This is a genomic window from Bradyrhizobium cajani (genome assembly GCF_009759665.1).
GTDB classification, from domain to species: Bacteria; Pseudomonadota; Alphaproteobacteria; order Rhizobiales; family Xanthobacteraceae; genus Bradyrhizobium; species Bradyrhizobium cajani.
Map to the genome: position 1 here is coordinate 172,123 of NZ_WQNE01000012.1, position 25,517 is coordinate 197,639.

At 64.3% G+C, this 25,517-nt stretch carries 21 protein-coding genes; 12 read left to right on the forward strand and 9 right to left on the reverse strand.

The window, feature by feature from the left end; genetic code table 11:
- Positions 1-10 precede the first annotated feature (10 nt).
- The gene (gene mddA, locus GPL20_RS16995) at positions 11-799 is read left to right on the forward strand and encodes a methanethiol S-methyltransferase (protein WP_167533069.1); all 789 of its coding nucleotides are present in this window, start codon (positions 11-13) and stop codon (positions 797-799) included.
- 214 nt (positions 800-1,013) lie between these two features.
- Entirely contained in the window at positions 1,014-1,436 is a 423-nt protein-coding gene (locus GPL20_RS17000) for a GFA family protein (protein WP_157330658.1), read from the forward strand.
- 268 nt (positions 1,437-1,704) lie between these two features.
- On the opposite strand, the gene GPL20_RS17005 is transcribed toward GPL20_RS17000, so the two are convergent.
- Positions 1,705-3,264, reverse strand: a complete 1,560-nt coding sequence (locus tag GPL20_RS17005) for a winged helix-turn-helix domain-containing tetratricopeptide repeat protein (protein WP_254126037.1) — start codon at positions 3,262-3,264, stop codon at positions 1,705-1,707.
- A 380-nt stretch (positions 3,265-3,644) separates the two neighbouring features.
- Between GPL20_RS17005 and GPL20_RS17010 the strand changes: the two genes are divergently transcribed.
- Positions 3,645-5,006, forward strand: a complete 1,362-nt coding sequence (locus GPL20_RS17010; RefSeq protein ID WP_157330659.1) for a class-II fumarase/aspartase family protein — start codon at positions 3,645-3,647, stop codon at positions 5,004-5,006.
- Between the two features lie 111 nt (positions 5,007-5,117).
- The gene (locus GPL20_RS17015; protein WP_157330660.1) at positions 5,118-6,374 is read left to right on the forward strand and encodes an aminopeptidase; all 1,257 of its coding nucleotides are present in this window, start codon (positions 5,118-5,120) and stop codon (positions 6,372-6,374) included.
- A 63-nt stretch (positions 6,375-6,437) separates the two neighbouring features.
- Here the strand turns inward: GPL20_RS17015 and GPL20_RS17020 are convergent, their stop codons facing one another.
- Entirely contained in the window at positions 6,438-6,992 is a 555-nt protein-coding gene (locus GPL20_RS17020) for a hypothetical protein (RefSeq protein ID WP_167533070.1), read from the reverse strand.
- Positions 6,993-7,229: 237 nt separating this feature from the next.
- On the opposite strand from GPL20_RS17020, the gene GPL20_RS17025 reads away from it, so the two are divergent.
- Positions 7,230-7,685 carry a cupin domain-containing protein gene (locus GPL20_RS17025; protein ID WP_157330661.1) on the forward strand — a complete coding sequence of 152 codons (456 nt, stop codon included), beginning with the start codon at positions 7,230-7,232 and terminating at the stop codon, positions 7,683-7,685.
- Positions 7,686-7,758: 73 nt separating this feature from the next.
- Here GPL20_RS17025 and GPL20_RS17030 read toward each other — a convergent pair whose 3' ends face one another.
- From GPL20_RS17030 to GPL20_RS17050, 5 genes are all read right to left on the reverse strand, one after another.
- Positions 7,759-8,811, reverse strand: a complete 1,053-nt coding sequence (locus GPL20_RS17030; RefSeq protein ID WP_157330662.1) for an amidohydrolase family protein — start codon at positions 8,809-8,811, stop codon at positions 7,759-7,761.
- 107 nt (positions 8,812-8,918) lie between these two features.
- Entirely contained in the window at positions 8,919-9,446 is a 528-nt protein-coding gene (locus GPL20_RS17035; protein ID WP_157330663.1) for a hypothetical protein, read from the reverse strand.
- Between the two features lie 64 nt (positions 9,447-9,510).
- Complete coding sequence (locus tag GPL20_RS17040) at positions 9,511-10,326, reverse strand: MBL fold metallo-hydrolase (protein ID WP_157330664.1); 816 nt, start codon at positions 10,324-10,326, stop codon at positions 9,511-9,513.
- Positions 10,327-10,434: 108 nt separating this feature from the next.
- The gene (locus GPL20_RS17045) at positions 10,435-11,961 is read right to left on the reverse strand and encodes a permease (protein WP_157330665.1); all 1,527 of its coding nucleotides are present in this window, start codon (positions 11,959-11,961) and stop codon (positions 10,435-10,437) included.
- Positions 11,958-12,707, reverse strand: a complete 750-nt coding sequence (locus GPL20_RS17050) for an ABC transporter ATP-binding protein (protein ID WP_157330666.1) — start codon at positions 12,705-12,707, stop codon at positions 11,958-11,960. The genes GPL20_RS17045 and GPL20_RS17050 overlap by 4 nt, the downstream gene beginning before the upstream one ends.
- Positions 12,708-12,969: 262 nt before the next feature.
- On the opposite strand from GPL20_RS17050, the gene GPL20_RS17055 reads away from it, so the two are divergent.
- The 6 genes from GPL20_RS17055 (at position 12,970) to GPL20_RS17080 (ending at position 19,801) form a co-directional block, all read left to right on the forward strand.
- Positions 12,970-13,845, forward strand: a complete 876-nt coding sequence (locus tag GPL20_RS17055; RefSeq protein WP_157330667.1) for a branched-chain amino acid ABC transporter permease — start codon at positions 12,970-12,972, stop codon at positions 13,843-13,845.
- 5 nt (positions 13,846-13,850) lie between these two features.
- Positions 13,851-15,002 (forward strand): branched-chain amino acid ABC transporter permease, encoded by a 1,152-nt coding sequence (locus GPL20_RS17060; protein ID WP_157330668.1) that lies wholly within the window; start codon positions 13,851-13,853, stop codon positions 15,000-15,002.
- On the forward strand, positions 14,999-15,757 hold the full coding sequence (locus tag GPL20_RS17065) for an ABC transporter ATP-binding protein (protein WP_254126035.1): 759 nt from the start codon (positions 14,999-15,001) through the stop codon (positions 15,755-15,757). The genes GPL20_RS17060 and GPL20_RS17065 overlap by 4 nt, the downstream gene beginning before the upstream one ends.
- Before the next feature lie 2 nt (positions 15,758-15,759).
- Complete coding sequence (locus GPL20_RS17070) at positions 15,760-16,548, forward strand: ABC transporter ATP-binding protein (RefSeq protein ID WP_157330669.1); 789 nt, start codon at positions 15,760-15,762, stop codon at positions 16,546-16,548.
- Positions 16,549-16,624: 76 nt separating this feature from the next.
- Positions 16,625-18,463 carry an AMP-dependent synthetase/ligase gene (locus tag GPL20_RS17075; RefSeq protein WP_157330670.1) on the forward strand — a complete coding sequence of 613 codons (1,839 nt, stop codon included), beginning with the start codon at positions 16,625-16,627 and terminating at the stop codon, positions 18,461-18,463.
- 138 nt (positions 18,464-18,601) lie between these two features.
- Positions 18,602-19,801: an ABC transporter substrate-binding protein gene (locus tag GPL20_RS17080; protein WP_157330671.1), complete on the forward strand. Its 1,200-nt coding sequence runs from the start codon at positions 18,602-18,604 to the stop codon at positions 19,799-19,801.
- 375 nt (positions 19,802-20,176) lie between these two features.
- Here GPL20_RS17080 and GPL20_RS17085 read toward each other — a convergent pair whose 3' ends face one another.
- The gene (locus tag GPL20_RS17085) at positions 20,177-21,301 is read right to left on the reverse strand and encodes a lysozyme inhibitor LprI family protein (RefSeq protein ID WP_157330672.1); all 1,125 of its coding nucleotides are present in this window, start codon (positions 21,299-21,301) and stop codon (positions 20,177-20,179) included.
- Between the two features lie 182 nt (positions 21,302-21,483).
- Positions 21,484-22,233 carry a transglutaminase-like cysteine peptidase gene (locus GPL20_RS17090; RefSeq protein ID WP_157330673.1) on the reverse strand — a complete coding sequence of 250 codons (750 nt, stop codon included), beginning with the start codon at positions 22,231-22,233 and terminating at the stop codon, positions 21,484-21,486.
- 610 nt (positions 22,234-22,843) lie between these two features.
- Here GPL20_RS17090 and GPL20_RS17095 point away from each other — a divergent pair.
- Positions 22,844-25,517 (forward strand): VCBS domain-containing protein (locus tag GPL20_RS17095; protein ID WP_205751175.1); only part of this gene is annotated, 2,674 nt, incomplete at its 3' end.

The following is a 25,517-nucleotide window of genomic DNA, read 5'->3' on the forward strand; positions in this document are numbered from 1 at the left end:
GGAGCGTTCTATGACCCAACTTGATCACCAGGTTCATTCGATCGGCCCGGAGGTTACGGGCTCTCGCATTTTCAAGTTCATCGCCTTTCTGTACGGAATTGCGGCGTATCTCGTTTTTTTCGTCACCATTCTCTACGCCATCGGCTTCGTCATGGGGCTGGTGGTACCGAAGACCATCGACACCGGAACCGACACGCCGACGGCTGAGGCCGTCATCATCAATCTCCTTCTGATGACGCTGTTCGCCCTCCAGCACAGCGTGATGGCGCGTAGCCAGTTCAAGGCATGGTGGACGCAATTCGTCCCGAAGCCGGTCGAACGCAGCACCTATGTGCTGCTGGCGAGCCTGTCATTGCTCCTGCTGTTCTGGCAGTGGCGCCCGCTGCCCGCGATCATATGGGAGATCGAGAATGCCGATCTCGCCGCGACGCTGGCCACGCTGTCCTTTGCAGGCTGGGTGCTGGTGTTCACGAGCACCTACATGATCAACCACTTCGAACTGTTCGGTCTGCACCAGGTGACCAACCATCTCGTCGGCAAGGAAACGCCGCCACCGCGTTTCAAGACGCCGATGCTCTACAAATTCGTCCGTCATCCGATCTATCTCGGCTTCATCATCGCATTCTGGGCGGCGCCGGTCATGACCGCGGGCCATCTGCTGTTCGCGGCCGTGACCACGCTCTACATCTTTGTCGGCATCGCGCTGGAGGAGCACGACCTCGTCGATCTGTTCGGCGAGGAGTACCGGCAGTACAAACAACGCGTGTCCATGCTTATTCCCTGGCGCCGTTCAGTATAACCTTGGCGTCTGTCCGCGCGTCCGCCGAAAGGAGGATGCGTGGCGGCGCCGAGCCAGATAACGCAAGCCTCGCACGCCTCCGTCCCCTCAACGTCCCCCGGGGATGCCTTCCCTCACCTCGACGCCTCTCCCCGCATCTGCTCTAGTCGAGACTTCGGCGGACAGGAGCGGGGGAGGCAGGCGAGTTCCAGCCTTCATCAATGGAGAAGACAGAATGAAACATGTCGGAAACTGCTTCTGCGGCGCGGTCACGGTCGAGGTCACGGGCGCGCCGGAGGCGATGGGCTATTGCCATTGCCGCTCCTGCCGTTCGTGGTCGGGTGGGCCGGTGAATGCCTTCAGCCTGTGGAAGCCGGAAGCCGTGCGCATCACCGAGGGCGCCGAGAATGTCGAGACCTTCGCCAAGACACCGCTCAGCCAGCGCAAGTTCTGCAAGAAGTGCGGCGGCCACCTCATGACCAACCATCCGCCACTCGGTCTGGTCGACGTCTTCACCGCCACCATCCCCACGCTCGCCTTTGCGCCCGGCGTCCACGTCAACTACGCCGAGACTGTGCTGCCGATACGCGACGGCCTGCCGAAGCTGAAGGATTTTCCGGCAGAGTTCGGCGGCAGCGGCGAGATGATGCAGGAGTAGGAGCGCTGTTCGCCTCTCCCCTTGTGGGCAGGGCAATCGCATATGAGAGCGGTTTCCCTGCGGCCATCCTTCGAGACGCCCGCTTTAGGCGGGCTCCGCAGGATGAGGACAGAGTGCGTGGCAGCAGTTTCAATGGGCACCGATGCCGATCAGCCTCATCCTGAGGAGACCGCGGAGCGGTCGTCTCGAAGGACGAGGCGCGCGCTCAGGCAGCCCCAAACGGCCATATGCGATTGCCCTGCCGCAAGCGGGGAGAGGGAGAAGTTGCCTACCTCATCCCCGCGCGCCGCAATCCTTCCAGATAGTGCCCGCGATCCTCTTCCCGCTGCATCGGCAGCTCGCGCGTGATCCAGGCGAGCGAGATGCCGGGCTGGGCGCGGCGCAGGCCTTCCAGCGCGGAAGCTGCGAGCGCCGGATCCCCGGACATCCCGGCTGCGGCCGTCAGCACGCGGTGCGCGCCGACGAAATCGCCGCGTTGCCGCAGCGACTCGCGCGCCATCCGCACGGCCCCTTCGTAGTCGCGGCCGACGAATCGGGCATAGGCCGCGACCCCGCAATAGATCGCCGCGAGCGGATCGCGCGGGCTCAGCCGCAACGCCCGGCGGGCGGCGGCATCGCCGTCCTGCCACCGTCCTGCGTAGCACAGTGTCACGCCGTAGAAGGCATGTGCCATCGCGAAGTTCGGATTGAGCTTCAGCGTCAGCTCGAACTCCGCCAGCGCGTCGTCGAAGCGGCGACGGAATAGATAAGTATAGGCGAGGCCGTGGTGGGCCCAGGCGTCCTCACGATCGGCCTCCACCGCCGCGAGCGCCGCGCGTTCGGCGACCGGCACGGTCGCGGCCATGTCGGTCCAGCCCATATGTGCGCCGAAGATATGGCTGGTGGCGAGCAGGCCCAGCGCCTTGCCGTAGGCGGGATCGATCGCGACGGCGCTTTCGAGCAATCCCTGGGTAGCCGCATTGTCCTCGCGGGTGATGCGCCAGTAATGCGACAACGCGCGCATCACGAGGCCCCAGGCATCCAGGCTGCCCGGCGGCTTCTGCTGGGCACGAAAACTCTCGGCGGCATAGAGCTGCGGCTCGATCGCGGCGACGATCGCCTCGGTGATCTCGTCCTGCACGGCGAAGATATCGGCAAGCTCGCGGTCGTAGCGCTCGGCCCAGAGATGGCTGCCGGTCGAGACGTCGTTGAGCTGGGCCGAGATGCGCAGGCGCTCGCCGCTCCGACGCACGCTTCCCTCGACCACGTAGCGCACGCCGAGCTCGCGCGCGACCTCGCCGATATGCACGGCGCGGCCCTTGTAGACGAAGGAGGAGTTGCGCGCGACCACGAAGAACCAGCGCAGCTTCGACAGCGCGGTGATGACGTCCTCGCTGATGCCGTCGGAGAAATAGTCCTGCTCACGGTCGCCGCTCATATTGGTGAAGGGCAGCACGGCGATCGCGGGACGGTCGGGCAGTGCGAGCGTCGCCTCCAGCGCCCGGGCCGCACGACCGGGCTCCGGTGCGATCGCACCACCCTTGGTCTCGACGTCGCCGACAAAGCGAAAGCCCTTGCGGGTGATGGTGCGGATCAGCGCCTGGCTCGCGCCACTGTCGCCGATCGCCTTGCGCGCCGCGTTGATCCGGCTGGTCAGGGTGGATTCGGACACGCTGCGCCCGTGCCAGATCTTGTCGATCAGCTCGTCCTTGCTGACCACCCGGTCGCGGTTCTCCATGAGGTGGACGACGAGATCGAAAACCTGCGGTTCCACGGATACGGGAACCTGCTCGCGGCTCAGCTCGCGCCGGTCGGTGTCGAGAAGGTGATCCCGGAACAGAAACTGCACGTCGAAAACTCAATCCTCACAATGACATCAGGCAATATTGAAATCAAAATGGAGTTCGACTTGAAGTCTGTGAGTCCACCGAAGGGTCGACTAGGTTCATCGCGATCGCGTGATGGCAGCCATGCGCCTTTGGAGGAGAAAATGTGGCCTCGACTAGAGCGTTGAGTCAGCTTGCCGCAGGCCTCTCTCGTCGTTCCGGGGCGCGCCGCTTGGCGCTGACCCGGAATCCATCGTGCGCCGAGGGATGTGGCGAAATGGATTTCGGGCTCGCGCTTCGCACGCCCCGGAATGACGGGAATAGCGGCCTTTGTCCATTGCCGAACAGCGCGGCCTGCGTAAGCTGCCGTGCATACAAACACACCAATCACGAAGAAACGCCCATGCCCGCCTTTCCCGCCTCCACCACCGTGCTCGACTCCATCCTGTTCCGCGACGCGTTCGGCACGCCGCAGATGCGGGGCGTATTTTCCGACGTCGCGCTGGTCTCGCGCTACGCCGAGGTCGAGGTGGCGTTGGCGAAGGCGGAGGCGAAGTGCGGCGTGATCCCGCAGGACGCCGCCGACCAGATTGCGGCACGGACGAATGTCGCCGCGCTCGATTTCGATCTGTTGCGCCAGGAGACCGACATCGTCGGCTATCCGATCCTGCCCCTGGTGCATCAGATGGTGAAGCAATGCGGCGAGGCTGGCCGCTATGTGCATTGGGGCGCGACCACGCAGGACATCATGGACACCGCCGTGGTGCTGCAACTGCGCGCCGCACTGGAGATCGTCGAGCGCGACATCGCCGTGCTGCGAAAAATCCTCGCCGGTCTCTCGAAGCGCTATCGCGACACGCCGATGGCTGGTCGCACCCACCTCCAGCAGGCGCTGCCGGTGACCTTCGGCTACAAGACCGCGATCTGGCTCGCGATGTTCGACCGCCACGCCGAGCGTCTCGCGCAACTGAAGCCACGCCTCCTGGTCGGCCAGTTCGCCGGCGCCGCCGGAACGCTGGCCTCGCTCGGCGACAAGGGTTTCGAGGTGCAGGAGGCGCTCTGCGCCGAGCTGAAGCTCGGCGTTCCCGCCTCGACCTGGCACGTTGCCCGTGACGGCTTCGCCGAGGCCGTGAACTTCCTCGCGCTCGTTACCGGCTCGCTTGGCAAGATCGCGCTCGACATCATGATCATGGCCTCGACCGAATTTGCCGAGGTCTACGAGCCCTTCGTCAAGGGCCGCGGCGCCTCCTCGACCATGCCGCAGAAACGCAACCCGATCTCCTCGGAGCTGATGCTCGCGGCGTCCAAGGCGGTGCGCCAGCACGCGGGCCTGATGCTGGATGCGATGGTGCAGGATTTCGAGCGCGCCACGGGGCCATGGCACGCCGAATGGATCGCCATTCCCGAGAGCTTCGTGCTCACCGCCGGCGCCCTGCACCAGGCGAAGTTTGCGCTCGCGGGCCTCATCGTGGACGAGAGGAAGATGAACGACAATCTCGCCGTCAGCCGTGGCCTGATCGTGGCCGAAGCGGTCATGATGGGGCTTGCGCCCCAGATCGGGCGGCAGGAGGCGCATGACGTGGTCTATGACGCCTGCCGGCTCGCCAACGAGAAGGGTATGAGCCTTGCCGATGCGCTGACTGCCGATCCCAGGATATCCAGCAGGATCGACCGTGCCACAATCGAGGCGCTGACCTCACCGAAAAACTACCTCGGGCTCGCGCCCGCCATGGTCGACCGGGTGCTGAAATCGGCAACGCGTTGAAAACCAAAATGCGTCAAACTGCGTATCTTCCGTCTCGCAAGACGCTCGCACACTTGTGTCTCGCGATGCTAGGCTTAGATTGAGCGAGAGACTTTCGGCAGAGGACCCCGCATGACCGATCACTGCAATACTTCCACTCCCATCGATCCCGCGAAACTCGACCGGCTGGCCGAGGTGGCGGTGAAGGTGGGCCTGGGCTTGCGGCCGGGACAGGATCTTCTACTGACGGCGCCTGCGATCGCGCTGCCGCTGGTGCGGCGGATCGCCGTGCACGCCTACAAGGCCGGCGCCGGCATCGTGACGCCGATCCTGTCGGACGAGGAGATGACGCTGGCGCGCTACCACCATGGCCACGACAACAGTTTCGATCGCGCCGCCAACTGGCTCTACGAGGGCATGGCGAAAGCATTCTCCGACAACACGGCGCGGCTCGCGATCGTCGGCGACAATCCGATGCTGCTGTCGGGCGAGGACCCGTCGAAGGTGGCCCGTGCAAGCAAGGCCAACTCCATGGCCTATCAGCCGGCGCTCGAGAAGATCGTCAATTTCGACACCAACTGGAACATCATCGCCTATCCGAGCCCGTCCTGGGCGAGGCAGGTGTTTCCGGGCGATCCCGAGGACGTCGCCGTCGGCAAGCTCGCGGATGCGATCTTCGCGGCGTCCCGGGTCGACCGCGAAGACGCGATGGGCAATTGGGCGAGCCACAATGCGGTGCTGCGCGAGCGCACCAACTGGCTCAACGGCCAGCGTTTCCGCGCGCTGCAATACTCGGGTCCGGGCACCGACCTCACCATCGGTCTTGCCGACGGCCATGAGTGGGAAGGCGGCGCCTCGCTCTCCAAGAACGGCATCAGCTGCAACGCCAACATCCCGACCGAAGAGGTCTTCACCACGCCGCATTGCCGCCGCGTCTACGGCCACGTCGTGAGCTCGAAGCCGCTGTCCTACCAGGGCACGCTGATCGACAACATCGCGGTGCGCTTCGAGGACGGCAAGATCGTCGACGCAAAGGCCTCGCGCGGCGCGGAGGTGCTGAACAAGGTGCTCGACACCGACGAGGGCGCACGGCGTCTCGGGGAAGTCGCGCTGGTGCCGCATTCCTCGCCGATCTCGCAGAGCGGGTTGTTGTTCTACAACACCCTGTTCGACGAGAACGCGGCCTCCCACATCGCGCTCGGCCAGTGCTATTCGAAGTGCTTCATCAATGGCGCGCAGCTCACGCCGCAGCAGATCGCTGCGCAAGGCGGCAACCAGAGCCTGATCCACATCGACTGGATGATCGGTTCGGCCGAGACCGACATCGACGGCATCTTGGCCGACGGCAGCAAGGTGCCGGTGTTCCGCAAGGGCGAGTGGGCGAAGTAAGTCAGCGATCGAGGACGTGTCTTACCTCTCCCGTTGGGGAGAGGTGTAGAATCAATATTCCATCTACGCCGCCGAGTCGCGCAGCATCGGGTTGTTGTCGATGCTGAAGCGGTTGAACAGCGTCGTGAACGGGCTGCCGTCGGTAGCCCGCACGATGGCGCCGGAAGCCGCCACCGCGTCGTAGAGCGCGCCGACCGGATCGTCCGGCTCCGGCAGGTCGAGCGCGCCGCAGATTTCCTCTCGGGCCTCGTTGACCTCGTCCCCGTTTTCGAGTGTCGCCTCCAGCGCGTCCGCCGCGCGCCGCATCTCAGCTAGATCGCCGCCGGCGGAGAATTTGAGGATGTCGAGCCAGTAAGGACGGGCGACGACGAGCTGGACGAACGCCTCAAAACTCTCCGCAATGATCGCTGCGCGGCCCTCCGATGAGACGTAGAGCACATCCTGCGACGGCAGCAGCACGAACGCGCCGCCGGAGCCGTCACTGCCGATCTGCCGGGGGCTTTCGACGCCGTCAATGGTGAACCAGGGCTCCTCGTCCGGCACGAAGGAGATATCGAAGCTGCCGAGCCAGGCGACGACCTCGCTACTGGCAGTCAGAGCCTCGGGCGTGAGGGGCATCGGTGTGGCTCCTTCCAGGTGCTTCCGCGCACTTTGTCGCACCCCGGAAAAGATCGGTTCATGTGCCCGAATTCGCAGGAAAATCGCAACGTTAACCGCATCGCACCTGCAACTTGCGGCTGATTGTCGGGGCGGGCGTAAGAAAGAATTAAAAACCGGTGACTAGCGTTCCCGACATCTTTCGAAACAATCCGGGCCGAGACCCGACCATACATATTTTATTCCCTGAGGAAACAGATGTCGCGCGCAATGATTGAAGTCGGCAGTTGCAATGTGGATCTGGAGCTGCGGCCGATCGAGCCGTCCTGGATCATCGAGGGTAACCCGGTGTCGCGCTCGCACGTCCTGTCCACCAGCGCCGACGGCACCGCCCAGACAATCATCTGGGCCTGCACGGAAGGGCGCTTCAACTGGTACTACGATATCGACGAGACGATCATGATCATGGAAGGATCTATCGTGCTCGAAAGCGACGGCATGCCGCCGAAGCGTTATGGTCCTGGCGATGTCATCTTCTTCCGCGACGGCGCGCATGCCAAATGGCATGTCGAAGGGCACGTCAAGAAGATTGCTTTCTGCCGCAAGACCAACCCCGTGATGCTCGGCTTCCTGATCCGCGTCGTCAACAAGCTCAAGCGGATGCTCACCTCCACCGGCGAGCGCCGTCCGGCCTCGCTGATGGGCGCCGGCTAGTCTTTATTCCAGGACGCTTCCCAGCGGCCACGACGAAGAGGGGTCGGGACCAACGTCCCGGCCCCTCTTCTCGTCATGACGGCAGTTCGAGCCGGTAGAAATCGGTCGCAGTCCGGGAGAACAGCGCCGTCTTCTCGGCCTCGGTCAAGGGTGCAGCGATGCGCTTGAAGGCGTTGAAGATCGCCTGATAGCTGCATTGGCCCTTGTCAGGCGGAAAGTTGCTCTCAAACATCGCGCGCTTGGGTCCGAACGCTTCGATGCAGGTCTCGACATAGGGTCGCCACGCCGCGGCAAGCTCCTCGGACGACGGCGGCCTCTCGCGCAGATGGAAGTCGTAACCGAGCAGGCACATCGCGAGGCCGCCGAGCTTGACCACCACGTTGTCGCATTTTGCGATGTCCTGGATCGAGGCGCGCCATTGCGGAAACACTTCCTCGCGCCGTCCGGCAAAGCGGCCGACGCCGGCCGGGCCGCCACAATGGTCGAGCACGATCCGGGTGTCGGGAAAGGCGCGCGCGAGCTCGGCCAGCTCACCGATCTGCGGATGAAACAGCCACGCGTCGAAGCTGAGGTTCAGCGGCGCAAGACAAGCAAAACCCCTGCGGAAGGCCGGATCCTGCAACAGTCCCTTCGGCCTGTTGGCATACATGCCGGCGACGACGGGATCTTCGTCCCAGGCCGAGGAATGCCTGATGCCGCGGAAGCGGCCGTTGCCGGCGGCGATCTCTGCCTCCAGCACCGGCCTGGCCGCATCGCCCAGCAGCAGATTGACATGGCTGACGATGCCGGCGCAGATCGCTGCCTTGCCGTAAGCACCGCTCGCGCTCATCGCAGCGACGCCGTTGGCGAACTCGACTTCGCCGACGGGCCGGAACGCTTCGGGACCGTATGCGCGATACATCGAACGGCAATCGACATAGACGGTGGCGATGATGTTGTGGCCGGAGGCGACGTCCGCCGCCATCTCCTCGATCAGATAGCGGTGCCCGCGATTCCAGAGATGGTGATGGGGGTCGACGATCGGCCGTAGGGGATCGATGGTCTCTTCCCGATGCAGCGCGAGCCAGTCCTCACGCGGCTCGACGAACAGACCGCTCGTATTGGCGGGCAACCCATTTGCAGCCATCGACGTTCGCTCCCTTTGTATTTTTGTGGGGGGAGCCTAACACCTCGTCCTCGGGCGCAGCAGCGCGCGCCGTGCAACTGCGCCCTTCGGCGTGAGCACAGCGGGAGCTATTGCCGGCCCTTGCGCCGCCTCGCCCTCACATCGACCACCAGCCGCCAATCGGTTGCGGCGGCGGGCTTGATCTCGCCGAGCCAGTGGAACGAATCGTCGGTGATTTCCGTAAAACTCCAGCGCGTCAGCTCGCCGGCATCGGTCGTGCCTTCCTGCACGATATCCGCGCCGCGCCGACGGCCGATCTGCTGACGGAACACGCTGCGACCGGGATCGAACCAGGAAATCCGCCACGCATCGATGGTGGGATCGTAGACGCGCAGCGTCGTGCCGTACCAGTTGCCGGCGATCGGAAAGGCCGGGCCGCCGGCGGGGCGGGGAATGATCCAGACGTCCTGGACGGCGCGCCCCTCCAGCACCCAGCCGAAATGGATCCCGCCGGGCGCGGTGTGTCTTGCTCCATCGGGCCGGTGGGCGGTGATCTCAGCCTGCCAATCGCCGACGAAGCGGCCGTAAAGCTGGAGCGCCGCGGCGTGCTCGGGGTTCGGTCCGTCCGCGTGCAACAATCGCGCGAAGTCTGTCATGTCAATCTCCTGTTGCGGGGAGTTCAGCACGACGGACGACGGCGGGCTTGGAGAAAATTGCGCGTCAGACCCCGTCGAGGATGATGACGGTCGGCTTCGACGGCAGCGCATCCCGCGACATCCGGAAGCTGCGCTCCATGCGCCGGTCGATCTCGAACTGCTGGCCGATCCGATCCATGAAATCGTCGAGCGGCGTGGCGAAACGGTGCATCGGCAGCACCACCGAGGCGCGCAGCCGCTTGGTGATCTCGGAGATGCCGTTCAGTGACATGGTGTAGGTGCCGTCGATCGGCACCATCACGATGTCGAGCCGCCCGATCTGGGCGAAATGGCTGTCATCGAGCTTATGGTGGAGATGGCCGAGGTGGCCGATGCAGAGGCCGGCGACCTCGAAGATGAAGATTGAGTTGCCGTCGCGGATCATGTCGGTGCCGGCATCGTCGCCAAAATAGCGGCGGATGTCGGTCGTGACATTGCGGATGAAGGTGTCGCCGATGCGATCCGACACGATGGCCGGCTTGCCGTCGTCGCCCCAGCCATGCAGCACATGGGGAATTCGTTTGTCCGGGAATAAGGAGTAGTGCGTGCTGTGCGCCCGGTTCATGGTGACGACGTCGGGCAGCCGTCCCACCTGATAGGCGCCGCTGTAGTCGGTCGCGATACGCAAGCCGCCTGGCGTGTCGATGAAATAGGTGGAGTGGCCGGCGTAGGTGATCTCGACCTCAGCCGGGCCCGCGGCCTGCCGGAAGGCGACCGGCGTCGCGCGTGGCGCCGCATTGGCCATCGCCAGGCATTCGCTGCGCTGTGGCTGCTGCTGGGCGAGCGCAGATGAGAGAAATGCGCCGAACAGCGCCAGAGCTGCCGAAACCTGTCGCCACATGAATCCCGTCCCCGATGACGCCTGCCAAGAGTCTAGCGTGCAACGCAGCGCATAGCCAACAGCTAGCGATCAACAGCGCGTCAGTGTCGCACCTCTCATGCTCGGCGTTCATTCCCGTCGCGGGCTGAACTTCCAGGTGATGGCGACGAGGCCGGCGGTGATCAGGCCGCTGACGAGGCCGGCGATCGGCAGGGTGAGCAGCAGCGCGGCGGTGGCGGCCCAGCCGATCGACGAGAAGGCTTCGGCAAAGGTCGCCAGCCGCGACGAGGTCTGGCGGCGGCGGAATTGGCTGCGCCGGGCCTGCACCCGGAACCAGAGCTGGATCCCGGTGGCGGACGCCGCGCTGATGATGATTGCACCGGCGCTGATTGCGGCCTGGAATGGCGCGGCAAAGGCGACTGCCGCAACCAGCGGGCAGAAGATGACGGCGATGGCGATCAACACCACCTCGATCTTGGCGCGGATGACGCTGGACGGGCTCAGCGGCGCGGTCGCGACCAGATCCGGGGCGTCCTCGCCCGAGATGGTCAGCCAGGCGAGCCCGCCGGCGAGCTGTCCCGCCGCCATGACGATGACGGGCGTGATCAGCGTCAGCGCCGCGGAGCTGTCGGCAAAGCTGCGCCAGAGCAGCAGCGCCGGCGGCACCAGGTAGAGCAGCTGCATCAGGGTCTGCGAGATCAGCCAGGGATCGCGCCAGAGCAGCATGAATTCCTTGCGCCGCAGCGCCTGCTGTCGCGATCCGCCGCGGAACGGGCGCTCTTTCGCGCTTCTGCGGCCCGAGGCGCCGTAGGCCGCGGCGTCGATCGCGGTGTCGGCAAAGCGGTGCGAGAAGATCGCCATCACGCTTCCGAGCAGCACGAGCCCGAGCGCCAGCAGCAGCAACAGCGCTTCGATGTCGCCCATCGTCGCGCGCGCCGGCCACCACCAGATGCTGTCGACGTCGGGCGCGTAGTCGGCCGCGGCACCGGACGTCAGGATCGTGAAGCGCGACAAGGTGCCATAGGATATGATCGCGGCGATCTGGAGTGCGATCACGAAGCCTGCGCCGATGATCGCGGCGAGGATCTGGGCGATGAGGCGCGTCCGCGCCGGGCCGATCAGGCGGAACAGCAGGATGGTGACGGCAATCGCGATCGCCGCGGCCGACAGGCCCATCGCGACGACGACACCGAATGCGGCGAGCCATCGCGCGCCGCCGCCGATCACCAGCACGTCGATGAAGGGCGTCGAGAACAACAGCGCGATCACCGTGACGGTCAGCGCGATCGCGGCGATGCGGACCGAGAAAAGATTGGCCAGCGTCGCCGGCGAGGACATGATGAGGTCGAGATCGGCGCGGGCGTAAAACACCCGTGTCACCGATTCGATCGCCTGCGACAGCATCAAGGTCCAGGCCAGAAAGATCGTCGCCGAGATCACGATCAGCGAGGATTTGTCGAGCGGCAGTTGCAGATCGGCGAAGCGGCCGATCACCGCCCAGGCCGGTACGTGCAGGAGTGCGGCGAAGACCAGCAGGCCGATCATGGCGGCGCGCGCCCGCTTGCGTCGCCCGCCGGTCATCATGGCGAACCATTCGCGCCAGGCGAGCCGGAGCTCGTGGCGGGCGAACCAGGAGAGGGCGGTCGCCGAGCTCATGCAGCGGCCTGGAGCGTCACCAGAGTGATGAACAGATCCTCCAGGCTGGTGTCGGCATGGCCGTTCTGCTGGCGCAGCTCGCTGAGGGTGCCTTCGGCGACGAGGCGGCCGGAGGCGATCACGCCGATGCGGTCAGCCATGCGCTCGGCGACCTCGAGAATGTGCGTGGTCATGATGACGGTGCATCCGGCGCGGACGCGCTCGCTGAGCAGTCCCTTGACGTGGCGGGCGGAGACGGCGTCCAGCCCCGTCAGCGGTTCGTCGAGGATGATGAGGCGGGGATCGTGGACCAGCGCGCCGGCCAGCGCCACCTTCTGCCGCATGCCCTTGGAAAAGCCCTCGCACCGCTCATGCCGGTGCGGCTCGAGCCCGAGTGAGCTCAGAAGCTCCTGCGCGACCGGTTCCGAGGTGGCTGGCGCAATGCCCCAGAGTCCGGCGACGAACTCGAGATATTCGAGCGGCGTCAGCTTGTCATAAATCATCGGCTCGTCGGACACCCAGGCCATCACCTGTTTGGCGGCGACCGGATTTTGGAGCGCATCGATGCCGAAGATCGAGACCGCGCCGGCATCGGGCCGCAGCAGACCCGCCACCATGCGCAAGGTGGTGGTCTTGCCGGCGCCGTTGGGGCCGACCAGCGCGTAGAATTCGCCGCCGTGAATGGTGAGATCGAGGCTATCGACCGCCAGGCGGTCAAAACGCTTCGTTAACCCTCGGACTTCCAGCGCCGAGTTGTCCGGCTTCATGACGGTCCCACCATCCGGTTTTGCATCGCCGCGACCATGACCCGAAGATGTTTCGGCACCGTGAATCTACGGCCCACAAATTCCGCCATCCGGTTTCGACTAAAGGCAAGTCACCGTTTGTTGACAGCGCTTGGCGGTTCAGGCTGAATTGACGCCGGGACAAATGGCGCCAACGCAGCGCAACGACTGCGTAGCGACTGGACACAAGATGCGACAAGGCGGTCAGGAAGAGCCGCCGGTTGCATCGGGAGGATGCGCGGCGATGCTGGATTTCGTTCAGCAGCTGGTCAGCGGTGTTGCGCTCGGCTGCGTTTACGGCCTGATCGCGCTCGGCTTCGTGCTCGTCTACAAGGCCACCGAGGTCGTCAATTTCGCCCAGGGCGATCTGATGATGCTGGGCGGCTTCTTCGCCTTCACCTTCATCGGCATGATGGGACTGAACTACTGGATCGGCTTTGCCGGTGCGGTGGCCGCCATGGCGGCGTTCGGCATGTTGGCGGAGCGGGTCGTGGTGCGGCCGATCCTCGGCTACCCGCAATTCTCCATCATCATGGCGACCATCGGGCTCGGCTACTTCCTGCGCTCGGTCGCCGGCATGATCTGGGGCACCGACGATCTGAAGATCGAGACGCCGTTCAGCCAGGGCGTGCTGCGCATGGGCTCGCTGGTGCTGGCCTACGACAAGCTCTCGGTGATCGCGGCGACGGTGATCCTGTGCACGCTGCTCTGGCTGTTCTTCAACAAGACCACGCTCGGCACCGCGATGCGCGCCAGTTCCGAGAACATGCTGGCGGCCTATTACATGGGGATTCCGGTCAAGCGCGTGGTGTCGATCGTCTGGGCGATCAGCGCGGCGGTGGCGACCTGCGCCGGCGTGCTGCTGGCGCCGATCACCTTCATCCATTCCAATGTCGGCCTCGTGCTCGGCCTCAAGGCGTTTCCGGCCGCCGTGCTCGGCGGCTTCGGTTCGATTCCCGGTGCTGTCGTCGGCGGCGTCCTGATCGGCGTGATCGAGAGCATGGCCGGCTTCTATCTGGCGGAAGGCTGGAAGGACGTCGCACCCTATCTCGTGCTGCTCGCCGTGCTGCTCTTGAAGCCTGAAGGCCTGTTCGGCCTACACGTCCGCAAGAAGGTCTGAACTTCATGCGCTTCCTGTTCAAGACCGACTACGAAGACGACATCAGACTGTTTCCGCATTCGGGCTACGTCGTCACCTACGGCGTCCTGCTCGCACTGCTGCTGATCGCGCCCTATGTGCTCTCCAGCTATCTGATGAGCCAGCTCGTCTTCGTCTGCATCTATGCGACGGTCGGCGTGGCGCTCTTGATCCTGACCGGCTTCACCGGGCAGGCCTCGCTCGGCCACGCCGCTTTCCTCGCGATCGGCGCCTACACCGCGGCCTATTTGCAGAAGTACAACGTGCCGTTCCCGGTGTACTTCCTCGCCGCCGGAGCTTTGACCGGCATCGTCGGCGCGCTGGTTGGCTTTCCCGCGCTGCGCCTGACCGGCATCTATCTCGTCATCGCCACCATCTCCATGGCCTTGATCGTCGAGGAGATCCTGGCGCGCTGGGAGAGCGTCACCAACGGCAACGAGGGAATGCGGATCAAGACGCTGTCGCTGCTCGGCGTCACGGTGCCGCGCGACAGTCCGACCTTCTATTTCCTCTGTCTTGCCGTGCTGGTGCTGACCATCGTCGGCACGCTCAATCTTTTGCGCTCGCCGACCGGGCGCGCCTTCGTCGCGATCCGCGACTCTGAGACGGCAGCGCGGAGCATGGGCATCAACGTCGCGCTTTACAAGGTCAAGTCCTTTGCGATCTCGGCGGCGATCACCGGCTTCGCCGGAGTGCTGTTTGCGCACAAGCTCTCCTTCATCTCGCCGGAGATGTTCACGCTCCAGCTCTCGATCGAGTTCATCATCGTGATCCTGATCGGCGGCACCTTCAGCCTGCACGGTGCGGTGCTCGGCGCGATCTTCATCGTGATGATCGATCCGTTCCTGACGTATCTGAAGGACGACATGCCCGGCATCATCGCCGGCATCGCCGCGACATTCGGGGCGGGCCCGGCGACCGCCGGCAATATCCAGTCGAAAGTGGCGGCTTTCGCCTCGCTCAACGGCCTCAAAGGCGCGATCTACGGCATCATCATCGTGCTGTTCGTGCTGTTCGAGCCGCTCGGGCTCTACGGCCGCTGGCTGAAGATCAAGCTCTTCTTCCAGCTGTTTCCACTCTACAAGCGCGCCACCTTCAAGCGGCAGAAGATCTACGTGAAGTCGGAGCGCAACCGGTGAGCTATTTCCGCGCCGAGAACCTGTCGCTGCACTTCGGAGGCCTCAAGGCCGTCGATGCGGTGTCCTTCGCGGTCGAGAAGGGCGAGATCCTCTCGATCATCGGCCCCAACGGCGCCGGCAAGAGCTCGATCTTCAACCTGATCTCGCGGATCTACCGGCCGACCTCGGGCCGCATCTTCTTCGAGGACCAGGACATTACCGATGAGCCGCCCTACGACATCGCCAAGCTCGGCATCGCCCGTACCTTCCAGAACATCGAGCTGTTCGAGAACGCGACCGTGCTGTCCAACCTCCTGGTGGGCCGCCACCGCCATTCGACCACGCGGCTGTGGCAGGAGCTGCTGTTCCTGCCGAGCGTGCGCGCCAACGAGAAGGTGCACCGCCGCCGGGTCGAGCAGGTCATCGAACTCCTCGACCTCGAGCCCTATCGCGACAAGCTGATCTCGGGCCTGCCCTACGGCGTTCGCAAGGTGATCGAGCTCGCCCGCGCGCTCTGTTCGGAGCCGAAGCTGATCCTGCTCGACGAGCCGTCCTCCGGCCTCAATGTCGAGGAGACCGACGACATGTCGTTCTGGATCCGCGACCTGAAGAACGAGCTCGGCATCACAGTCCTGATGGTCGAGCACGACATGTCGCTGGTCAACCGCGTCTCCGATCGCGTGATCGCGCTGAACTACGGCCGGGTGCTGGCGATGGGGTCGCCGGCCGAGGTGCAGCAGCATCCCGACGTCGTCGCCGCCTATCTTGGAGCCTGAGAATGGACGCAGCCGCGACGCCCGACATCATCCTGAAGCTCTCCAACATCGAGAGCTATTACGGGCCGATCATGGCCATCCGCGGCATCTCGCTGGAGGTGCCGCGCGGCCGCATCGTGACCCTGCTGGGCGCCAACGGCGCCGGCAAGACCACGGTCTTGAAGACGATCTCCGGCATCCTCGATCCGCAAAAAGGTTCGATCGAGTTCATGGGCAAGCCGATCCAGCGCATGGAGGCTGACAGGATCGTGCGGCTTGGCCTAAGTCACGTACCGGAAGGGCGCGAGGTGTTTCCGTTCCTGTCGGTGCGCGAGAACCTGATGATGGGTGCCTATCCGCGCAGGGACCGCGACGGCGTCGCAGAGGATCTGGAACGCGTCTACGGCTATTTCCCGCGGCTGAAGGAGCGCATCAACCAGCCGGCCGGCCAGCTCTCCGGCGGCGAGCAGCAGATGCTTGCAATCGGCCGTGCCCTGATGAACCGGCCGACGCTTCTGCTGCTCGACGAGCCGTCGCTTGGCCTGTCGCCGCTGCTGGTGAAGGAGATCTTCACCATCATCCGCCGGGTCAACGAGGAGCAGGGCATGTCGATCCTGCTGGTCGAGCAGAACGCCAAGGTGGCGCTGGAGACGGCGCATTACGGCTATGTGCTGGAGATCGGCCGGGTCGTGATGAACGACACCTGCGACCGCTTGATGCATTCCCAGGACATCCAGGAATTCTACCTTGGCGCCAAGGAAGCGGGCGCGCGAGGCGAGCGGCGTTGGAAAAAGAAGAAGACGTGGCGTTAGATAGGTGACCCCTCCGCAACAATAGACCGCCGGCAAGGCAGGCGGTGGAGGGAAAGGCGACAAGAAGGAGAGGCGCATGGCCCGACCGGCGGTGCTGACGGTCGCTGATACGATCGCGAAGAGCTTTCTGCGCGCCGCCGAAACGCGGGGCGACAGGCCGGCGATCCGCGAGAAGAAATTCGGTATCTGGCAGCCGACGAGCTGGCGCGAGTGGCTGGAGATTTCGAAGGAGGTCGCCTACGCGCTCCGCGCGATCGGCTTCATGCCGGGTGATGTCGCCTCCATCATCGCCAACGCCGTGCCGGAATGGGTCCATGCCGACATGGGCATCCTGTGCGCCGGCGGCGTCGCCTCCGGCATCTATCCGACCGATGCATCGTCCCAGGTCGAATATCTCGTCAACGATTCCCGGACGAAGGTGATCTTCGCCGAGGACGAGGAGCAGCTCGACAAGATCCTCGCCTGCCGCGCCCGCTGTCCCACCTTGCAGAAGATCATCGTGTTCGACATGGAGGGCCTCGGCGGCTTCTCGGACGACATGGTGATGTCGCTCGACGAGTTCCGCGCGCTCGGCCGCAACCACATGGTCGGCCGCGAGGCGCTGTGGCAGGAGATGATCGACAGCCGCAGCGCCGGCGATCTTGCGATTCTCGTCTATACCTCGGGTACGACCGGTCCGCCCAAGGGCGCGATGCACGCCAACCGCAGTGTCACGCATCAGATGCGGCACGCCAACGACTTCATTCCGGCGCGGGAGGACGAGGACCGGCTGATCTTCCTGCCGCTCTGCCACGTCGCCGAGCGCATCGGCGGCTATTACATCTCGGTCGCGCTCGGCTCGGTGATGAACTTTGCCGAAAGCCCGGAGACCGTGCCGGACAATCTTCGCGAGGTGCAGCCGACCGTCTTTCTCGCAGTGCCGCGCATCTGGGAAAAATTCTATTCCGCGATCACCATCGCGCTGAAGGATGCGACGCCGCTCCAGCAATGGGTCTACCGCCGCGCCATCGAGGTCGGCTACCGCATGGTCGATTGCCGGCTCGAGGGCAAGCCGCCGTCGCTGTCGCTGCGTATCGCCAACCGTCTCGCCTATCGCATTGCGTTCCGCAACATCCGCCGCATGATCGGGCTCGACCGCTGCCGCATCGCCTTCACAGGCGCGGCGCCGATCGCGCCGGAGCTGATCCGCTGGTATCTGGCGCTCGGCATCGACATGCACGAGCTCTACGGCCAGACCGAGAATTGCGGGGTCGCCACCATGATGCCGGCGGAGCGGATCAAGCTCGGCTCGGTCGGCACGGCCGTGCCCTGGGGCGAGGTTGCGCTGTCGCCCGACGGCGAGATCCTGATCAAGGGCGACTTCCTGTTCATGGGCTACCTGAACCAGCCGGAGAAGACCGCAGAGACCATCGATTCCCGTGGCTGGCTGCACACCGGCGACGTCGGCACCATCGACAATGAAGGCTTCGTCCGGATCACCGACCGGATGAAGGACATCATCATCACCTCCGGCGGCAAGAACATCACGCCCTCGGAGATCGAGAACCAGCTCAAGTTCTCGCCCTATATCTCGGATGCCGTGGTGATCGGCGACAAGCGGCCGTATCTGACCTGCCTCGTGATGATCGACCAGGAGAACGTCGAGAAGTTCGCCCAGGACCACGACATCCCCTTCACCAACTATGCCAGCCTGTGCCGCGCGACGGAGATCCAGGACCTGATCTGGCGCGAGATCGAAGGGGTCAACGCCAATTTCGCCCGCGTCGAGACCATCAAGAGATTTTTCCTGATCGAACGCCAGCTCACGCCGGAGGACGAGGAGCTGACGCCGACCATGAAGCTGAAGCGCGGCTTCGTGAACAAGCGCTATGCTGCCGAGATCGAGGCGATGTATCGCCAGCGCGCGGTGGCGTGACCCACATGTCCCCGGAAAAGTGGGAACCGGTTTTCCGACAGGGGGCATGTGCAGAAAAGAAAGCCTGCAAACTCGAGAAAGCGAAGGAGCTGTGGCCCCGCCCTTCGCGCAATACGGGCCCAAAGAGAGGAGAAGTCAATGTCGAAGTCGTTCAGCACGTTCGGCCTTGCTGTGAGTGCGGCGGTGCTCACCTGTCTGCCGGCCGCGGCGCAAACCAAGGTCACCAACGAAGGCATCTCGGCGAGCGAGATCGTCATCGGCACCCATCAGGATCTGTCGGGTCCGATCAAGGGTTGGGGCGTGCCGGTGTCCAACGGCATGAAGATGGCGGTCGAGGAGGTCAACGCCGCCGGCGGCGTCAACGGCCGCAAGATCCGGCTGGTCGTCGAGGACAGCGGCTACGATCCAAAGAAGGCCGTGCTCGCCTCGCAAAAGATGATCGAGCGTGACAAGATCTTCGCGATGGTGGGACCGATGGGATCGCCAACGGTGCTCGCCGCGCAGGACATCCTGCTCGACGCCGGCGTGCTTCAGCTCTTCCCGCTGACCGCGGCCGAGTTCACCTACAAGCTCGATCCGGCCAAGCCGCAGGAGCGGCTGAAGTTCAGTAATCTCCTGCCCTATGTCGAGAGCACGCGCGCGGCGTTGAAATACATGATGGACTGGAAGAATTTCAAGAAGCCCTGCATCATGTATCAGGATGACGAGTACGGCAAGAACGTGCTCGACGGCTTCAATCAGCAGCTTACCGCCATGAAGGTGCAGCCGGCCTCGGTCACGAGCTACAAGCGCGGCGCCTCCGACTTCAGCGCCCAGGTCGCCAAGATGAAGTCCGACGGCTGCGACCTCGTCGTGCTCGGTGCGGTTCTCCGCGAGCCCATCGGGGCGATGACCGAAGCCAAGAAGCTCGGCTGGGACGTCACCTTCCTCGGCGCCACGCCCGTCAACGTGATGGAGGTGCCCATGCTCGGCAAGGAAGCCGTCGAAGGCCTCTATTCCGCTTCGGCCTTCGAGATTCCCTATGACGACACCGCGAAGGGCAAGGTCAAGGACTGGCTGGTCAACTACAAGAAGATGTTCGGCACCGACGCCAACTCCCAGGCCATCATCGGCTACAACGCGGTCATGACCTTCGCCTTCTACGCCAACAAGGCCGGCAAGGATCTGACCGGCCAGAAGATGCTGGACGCGCTGGAATCGGGCGACAAGTTCCTCGACATCTTCAACTCGCCGCCGACCACATTCTCCAAGACCAATCACCTCGCCAACACCATCACCCAGGTGCAGCAGATCAAGGGCGGTCGCTGGGTTCTGGTGAAGGACAATCTGATGTTTTGATGCTTCTTCGCCTCTCCCCGCGTGCGGGGAGAGGCCGGGATTTGCGGAGCAAATTTCCGGGTGAAGGGGACTCTCCGCGAGTCCAGCTCTCACCGTGATCGCGGAGGCGGCCCCTCACCCCTCCCCGCGAAGGGCAGGGCAATCGCATATGGTATTTTGCGCGACCTGAGCGCGCGCCTCGTCCTTCGAGACGACCGCTTCGCGGTCTCCTCAGGATGAGGCTAAGCAGCATCGGTGCTCGTTGAAACTACAGCCGCGCACTCAATCCTCATCCTGAGGGCCCGCCAACTGCGGGCGTCTCGAAGGATGGCCACAGGCGAAATCGCTCCCATATGCGATTGCCCTGCCGCCTGCGGGGAGAGGGGAGGGGACAGCCTACGATCCCCCGCCCGCGGTGCCCGCATTCACCGGCGCCAGCTCGTCTTCCCGGCAGCGCCAGCCGTCGGCGGCTTTCACGAAGGCGAAGGTGCGCTGGATCCTGAGACGGCGCGTGACGCTGAAGGCCTCGCCGGAGCGCTCCCTGTTGCCGGCGCCCGGCTGCGGACGACCCGTCCTGGCGTCCCAGCAGGTGCCGGTGCAGGTGGAGGCGACCTTGCTGCACATGGTGAAGGGCGCCAGCACGGCCATCTCGATTTCGCCCGTGACCTGCGCCTCCTGCTCGGTCACCTGGCTGTCGATGGCGTAGACCCGGTTGATGCGGAGAAAATTGCCGCAGAAATTGGCGGCATGAATCCGCGCGGCGCAGAAATCCACCGCGTCGGTGTCGGGCGAGCGGGCCGCGATCTGCCGCCCGAACACCTTGCGGGGATCGCCCTTCGCGGCGCGGACCTCGTCGGTCTTCTGTTTCAGGTGGTCGGCGAGGCAGCTCTCCGCCGTCTCGAGTTCCCGCAACGGCACGTTTTCCTTGCCGACCAGATTGCATTTGCGATCGCGCTCTCGCGTCCACCTTCCATACTCGGCGAAGGCAAAGCGTGCCGCGGTCGGGTCCAGCCTGCCGATCAGTCCGAGCGCCAGGCCATTGAGCTCCGTTTCGGCGAGCGCCAGTGCCGGATCCGCGCAGATCAGCGCGCCCGCTGCGGTGTTGGCGGCGAGACAGTCGAAATCCGGATCGCGCACGATCGCGGTGCGCTCCTCCGTCAGCTTGAGCAGGCACGCCTTCACCCGATCGACCTCGTCGGCGCGGATCGCGGTCTGGCCGACGATGCCGCAACCGAGGTTGCGCTGGCGGATCCAGATCGCGTTTTCCTCGATCGCCGGCAGGCGATCGGGCAGGCGAGCGAGCCGCGCCTCGATCGCCGTGCCCAGCTTCTCGGCGGCGGCGGCAAGCTCGGCATCGCCGCAGAACAATTGATTGCCGGGGTCGCGAATCTGCTGACAGTTGTTCCTGGCAAACAGCGGCAGCTTGTCGGCGATGGAGCGGTCGGACGTGCCGGATTGCGCCAAGCCTGGCGCCGCCGGCAACGCCAGCAGCGCAAGCATAGTCAGCACGATGAACCGCATCCTTCGCCCCCGCATGGCCGAGGCCATGCTAGCGTCTCGGATAGCACGACGAAATGGGTTTGTGACAGGAAGTCTACGTGGAGCCCGTAGCCCGGACGGAGCGAAGCGCAATCCGGGAGTCTTGTGACGGGCGACGGCGGCCCCGGATTTCGCTGCGCTCCATCCGGGTTACGAGAGGCAGCTCAGTTCGCCTCGACGCTGGCGGCCGCCAGCGACATGTTCGGACTGAACCGCACCGGCTCGTCGACATACTTCATCACTGCGGACTGATAGAGCACGAACAGCGGCTGGTAGCCTCTCGCATCGTCGTCCTCGACCATCGCCATGCGGCGGTTGTCGAGCATCAGCCAGTGGCCGTCGAACCTTGCTGCGGCCACCGCGTGCGCTTCGCCGGCGCGGGTATCGCGCACCACGACGATGCGGAGGTCGTCAGCGGCGACGCCCGCAAGCCGCAGCGCGGCCAGCTTGGCAATGGCATAGTCTTCGCAATCGCCGGTGCCGCGCTGGAAGGTCGCAAGCGGCGAGCTCCAGATGTCGTCAGTGCCGTCGTTGGCCGACCTGATGGCGAGGTTGATGGCGCGGTTGGTCTCGCCCAGTCGCGCGCGGCCGTCGCGGGTGCGGGCCTGGTCGACAATGGCAAGCAGTTTCAACGCCGCGGGCGATGCGCAATGGTCACGGTCGCCATCGCACAGCGCGAGCTGCACCATGTCGTCGTCGAGCCTGGACTTCAGTGCAGACCATTTCTGCTGCAGGCCGCCGGACGAGATGGCAAAGGCGAACACGCCGAACGGCTCGGCGGATTTGCGCACCAGAACCCCCGCTCCGGGCGACAGCAGTGTGCCGGCGCGAAGCTCGGCGGCCGATCCAAGCAGGACCAGTCCGCACAGGACAAGGATTGCGCGCCAGGCGCGCGAGCGAGCAGCGGTCTCCATCTGACATCCCCTTCCGGCTTCGCCAGGTCCCCCTCGACCTGAACGTGCCGGGCTTTGTTGCTTTCGCGGAGATAGTGCGAGACGGGCCGTTTTGTTCTGCTTAACGCGCCCGGCCGAGGTTCCAAAACCGGGGAACAGGCTGAAATGGGTCTGCCGAAGTTCTATAAAATTTTACGAATCGGGGGATAGGTGGACCGGGAAATCGAACGGATTACAGGTCCTGGTTGTGAGATCACTGATTCTGCATCCTATGGCTAACGGAACCGCAATTTCCCGAGTTCTGTTAGTTGGATCACAGATTTGGCTCCGTATTTGCCGCAGTATGTTGCAGGGCAGTACGAGCGAGAGATGACTTAAGTATTCATCCTCGTGCTTTTACATTCAAATACAAGGGATGGGCGAACATGAGTTCGGATAAACGAACTTATACTTACAGGCATTTCCGAAAATACCCTGGCTCTACTATCAGAGCATGGCTCCGCAAGGTCCCGATCGGCGCCGTCACGCGAAATCACACAAGCAATAGATGGTTTCGCTAAGGACTTGCTAATGCTAAGCAAGCTTACGCGGCCGATACTTATTTGAATATTAACCCTTTACGGTGCCCCGGTTGAATTACGCTGGCAAATTTGACGCCGCGATATCCTTGGATGGCCAGGGTTCCCGCCCGCTCGCCGATCTCCATGTCGGTTCCCTTCGGGCCGAGTCCTTCGTTGCGAAGGCGCATGGTCACGTGCCTGACGGTGCGTGCATTGTTCCCGACCCCAACCTGATCTTCCATGGAGAGTTCAAGCGCGCGGGCCTCGATCTCGTGCTCACGCACGAAGGTCGTGAGTTCGTCGTTCACGATTATTTCAGGGGCGACAAGCGCGCGGCGATCGCCTCGCCCGATGGCGCCCACCTCACCGGCGACATCGTCAACGCGCTCACCGGTCACGTGCAATATGCGCAGGCGGCGCCCGGTACCGCTGCCGCGCAGGTCATTGGTCACGTCACCAAGCTGTCCGGCAGCGCGACCGCCATCCGTAACGGCGTCTCGGTCATCCTGAACAACGGCGACAACGTCGAGAAGGGCGACGTAGTCTCGACCGGCGCGGACTCGACGCTCGGCATCACCTTCATCGACGGCACCGTGTTCGGCCTGTCCTCCAATGCGCGGATGGTGCTGAACGAGATGGTCTACGACCCCAACGGGTCGAGCAATTCCTCGCTGCTGAGCCTCGTCGCTGGCACCATCACTTTCGTCGCCGGCGAGACCGCCAAGCACGGCGACATGAAGGTCGACACGCCGGTCGCCACCATGGGAATCCGTGGCACGGCGGTGCTGACCCAGATCAACTTCGTCGTTCCCCCCGGCGGCGGCGATCCGCAGCCGCAGGCGAGCTTCCAGGTGCTGGTCGAGCCGAACGGCACGACGGGCTCCTACATCCTGTTCGATAAGGTCACGCTGCTGCCGATCGCGACGGTCAACCAGGCCGGCCAGATGATCCAGATCAGCGGCGGCAACGTCTCGATCACCAACGCGCTGATGTCGCCGGACGTGCAGAAGCTGATCACGGACGTGTTCACGCTGAAGTTCACCGACAACAACACCAACACCAAGCTGACCACGAACTTCACCGACACGATCACGCAGACCAGCGAGGGTCTCGTGATCAAGACGCCGGCCGGCTACATCGCGGTCGCGGTTTTCACCAACCTCAATCCGCAGGGATCGGGGGAGCAGAGCCATTCCACGTCGACTGCCATCCATATTCCCGGCCAGCCGCTGGTGCAAAGCCTCGATCTCGGCGGCAACGTGAAGGCGGCGTTCGCGCTGACCGAGCGCGCGGACGTCACGGGCGATACGACGCATGCCGACACGGTCTCCGGCCGGATCACCTTCGTCGACCAAAACCCCGGCGACCGCCCGACGGTGTCGGTGAGCCTCGCCGACGCGCCGAACTATGTCTACATGAGCGCCGGCCAGCAGGACGTCACCGACTCGCTCTCCGCGCTCCAGAAGCAGGACATCGCGGCGACGCAGATCAATATCCAGGTCGTCGCCGACGGCGCCAACAACAACAACGGCTCGGCGGTCTGGACCTACACGATCCCCGACAACGTCTTCGACTTCCTCGCGGCCGGCGAAACGCTGACGCTGACCTACATGGTCCGCGTCGACACCAATTTTTTGGTGAACCCCGAGAGCAAGTTCATCCCGATCACCATCACGATCACGGGAACGAACGACAAGCCCACCGTCGCGACGTCGGGCGGCACCGTGATCGAGAAGGTCGGGACCGGCAACGAGGCTCTCGACACCATCACGGGCACCGTCATTTTCACCGACGTCGATCTGACGGACCGGCCGATCGTGAGCGCGGCGCTCTCGTCCACCCAGCCGTTCAAATATCTCGATGCCGAAGGCAACGATATCACCGTAACGCTGACGCCGGAGCAGCGCGCCGCGATCGCCGCCGTCGAGGTGCCGCTCACCGTGGTGCAGGGCGCAGGTAACGGCAACAACGGTTCGGCCACCTGGACCTACAGCGTTCCCGACCATCTCTTCGATTTCCTCGCCGAAGGCGAGACGCTGACCCTCAACTATGTGGTGCAGGTCGATGACGGGCACGGCGGTGTGGTCAGCACGCCGATCACCGTGTCAATCAACGGCGCGGACGTCAATGTCGAGGGCACCAACGACCTGCCGACGATCGTCGAAGACTCCACCACCCCGACCGGCGCGGTGCAGGAGGATACGGCGGCGACCCTGCTGGCCGGCGGCACAATTGCCTTCAACGATCCCGACCTCACGGACACGCACACCGCGAGCTTCGCCCTGAAGTCGACGACGTCGAGCGCGCATCTGCCCGGCTTCGGCGACGGCACCTCGCAGATCGGCACTTTCGCGCTGACGGCGGTGAGCGAGAGTCCCGGTGTCAGCACGCGGGGGTCTGTGGGCTGGACCTTTACGCTCAACGACAACGATCCGGTGCTCCAGTCGCTGGCCGAAGGTCAGACCATCACGCAGGTCTACACCGTTACCGTCGACGACCATCACGGCGGGGCGGTCACCCAGGACGTCACGGTCACCATTACCGGGACCAACGATGCGCCGACCATCACGAGCAGCGCAGCGGCGGCGACCGGCAAGGTCACCGAGGATGCGGGCCTCACGCTGTCGATCGACGGCACGCTGGCGATCCAGGATCTCGACCTGATCGACACACACACGGCGCAGGCGGTGTTCAAGTCGTCGTCCTCGAGCGCGCATCTGCCGGGCTTTATTGAGGGCGCCACGA

Coding starts and splice junctions, on each gene's coding strand:
- mddA (WP_167533069.1), top strand. CDS start 11: ATGACCCAACTTGATCACCAGGTTCATTCGATCGGCCCGGAGGTTACG.
- GPL20_RS17000 (WP_157330658.1), top strand. CDS start 1,014: ATGAAACATGTCGGAAACTGCTTCTGCGGCGCGGTCACGGTCGAGGTC.
- GPL20_RS17010 (WP_157330659.1), top strand. CDS start 3,645: ATGCCCGCCTTTCCCGCCTCCACCACCGTGCTCGACTCCATCCTGTTC.
- GPL20_RS17015 (WP_157330660.1), top strand. CDS start 5,118: ATGACCGATCACTGCAATACTTCCACTCCCATCGATCCCGCGAAACTC.
- GPL20_RS17020 (WP_167533070.1), bottom strand. CDS start 6,992: ATGCCCCTCACGCCCGAGGCTCTGACTGCCAGTAGCGAGGTCGTCGCC.
- GPL20_RS17025 (WP_157330661.1), top strand. CDS start 7,230: ATGTCGCGCGCAATGATTGAAGTCGGCAGTTGCAATGTGGATCTGGAG.
- GPL20_RS17030 (WP_157330662.1), bottom strand. CDS start 8,811: ATGGCTGCAAATGGGTTGCCCGCCAATACGAGCGGTCTGTTCGTCGAG.
- GPL20_RS17035 (WP_157330663.1), bottom strand. CDS start 9,446: ATGACAGACTTCGCGCGATTGTTGCACGCGGACGGACCGAACCCCGAG.
- GPL20_RS17040 (WP_157330664.1), bottom strand. CDS start 10,326: ATGTGGCGACAGGTTTCGGCAGCTCTGGCGCTGTTCGGCGCATTTCTC.
- GPL20_RS17045 (WP_157330665.1), bottom strand. CDS start 11,961: ATGAGCTCGGCGACCGCCCTCTCCTGGTTCGCCCGCCACGAGCTCCGG.
- GPL20_RS17050 (WP_157330666.1), bottom strand. CDS start 12,707: ATGAAGCCGGACAACTCGGCGCTGGAAGTCCGAGGGTTAACGAAGCGT.
- GPL20_RS17055 (WP_157330667.1), top strand. CDS start 12,970: ATGCTGGATTTCGTTCAGCAGCTGGTCAGCGGTGTTGCGCTCGGCTGC.
- GPL20_RS17060 (WP_157330668.1), top strand. CDS start 13,851: ATGCGCTTCCTGTTCAAGACCGACTACGAAGACGACATCAGACTGTTT.
- GPL20_RS17070 (WP_157330669.1), top strand. CDS start 15,760: ATGGACGCAGCCGCGACGCCCGACATCATCCTGAAGCTCTCCAACATC.
- GPL20_RS17075 (WP_157330670.1), top strand. CDS start 16,625: ATGGCCCGACCGGCGGTGCTGACGGTCGCTGATACGATCGCGAAGAGC.
- GPL20_RS17080 (WP_157330671.1), top strand. CDS start 18,602: ATGTCGAAGTCGTTCAGCACGTTCGGCCTTGCTGTGAGTGCGGCGGTG.
- GPL20_RS17085 (WP_157330672.1), bottom strand. CDS start 21,301: ATGCGGTTCATCGTGCTGACTATGCTTGCGCTGCTGGCGTTGCCGGCG.
- GPL20_RS17090 (WP_157330673.1), bottom strand. CDS start 22,233: ATGGAGACCGCTGCTCGCTCGCGCGCCTGGCGCGCAATCCTTGTCCTG.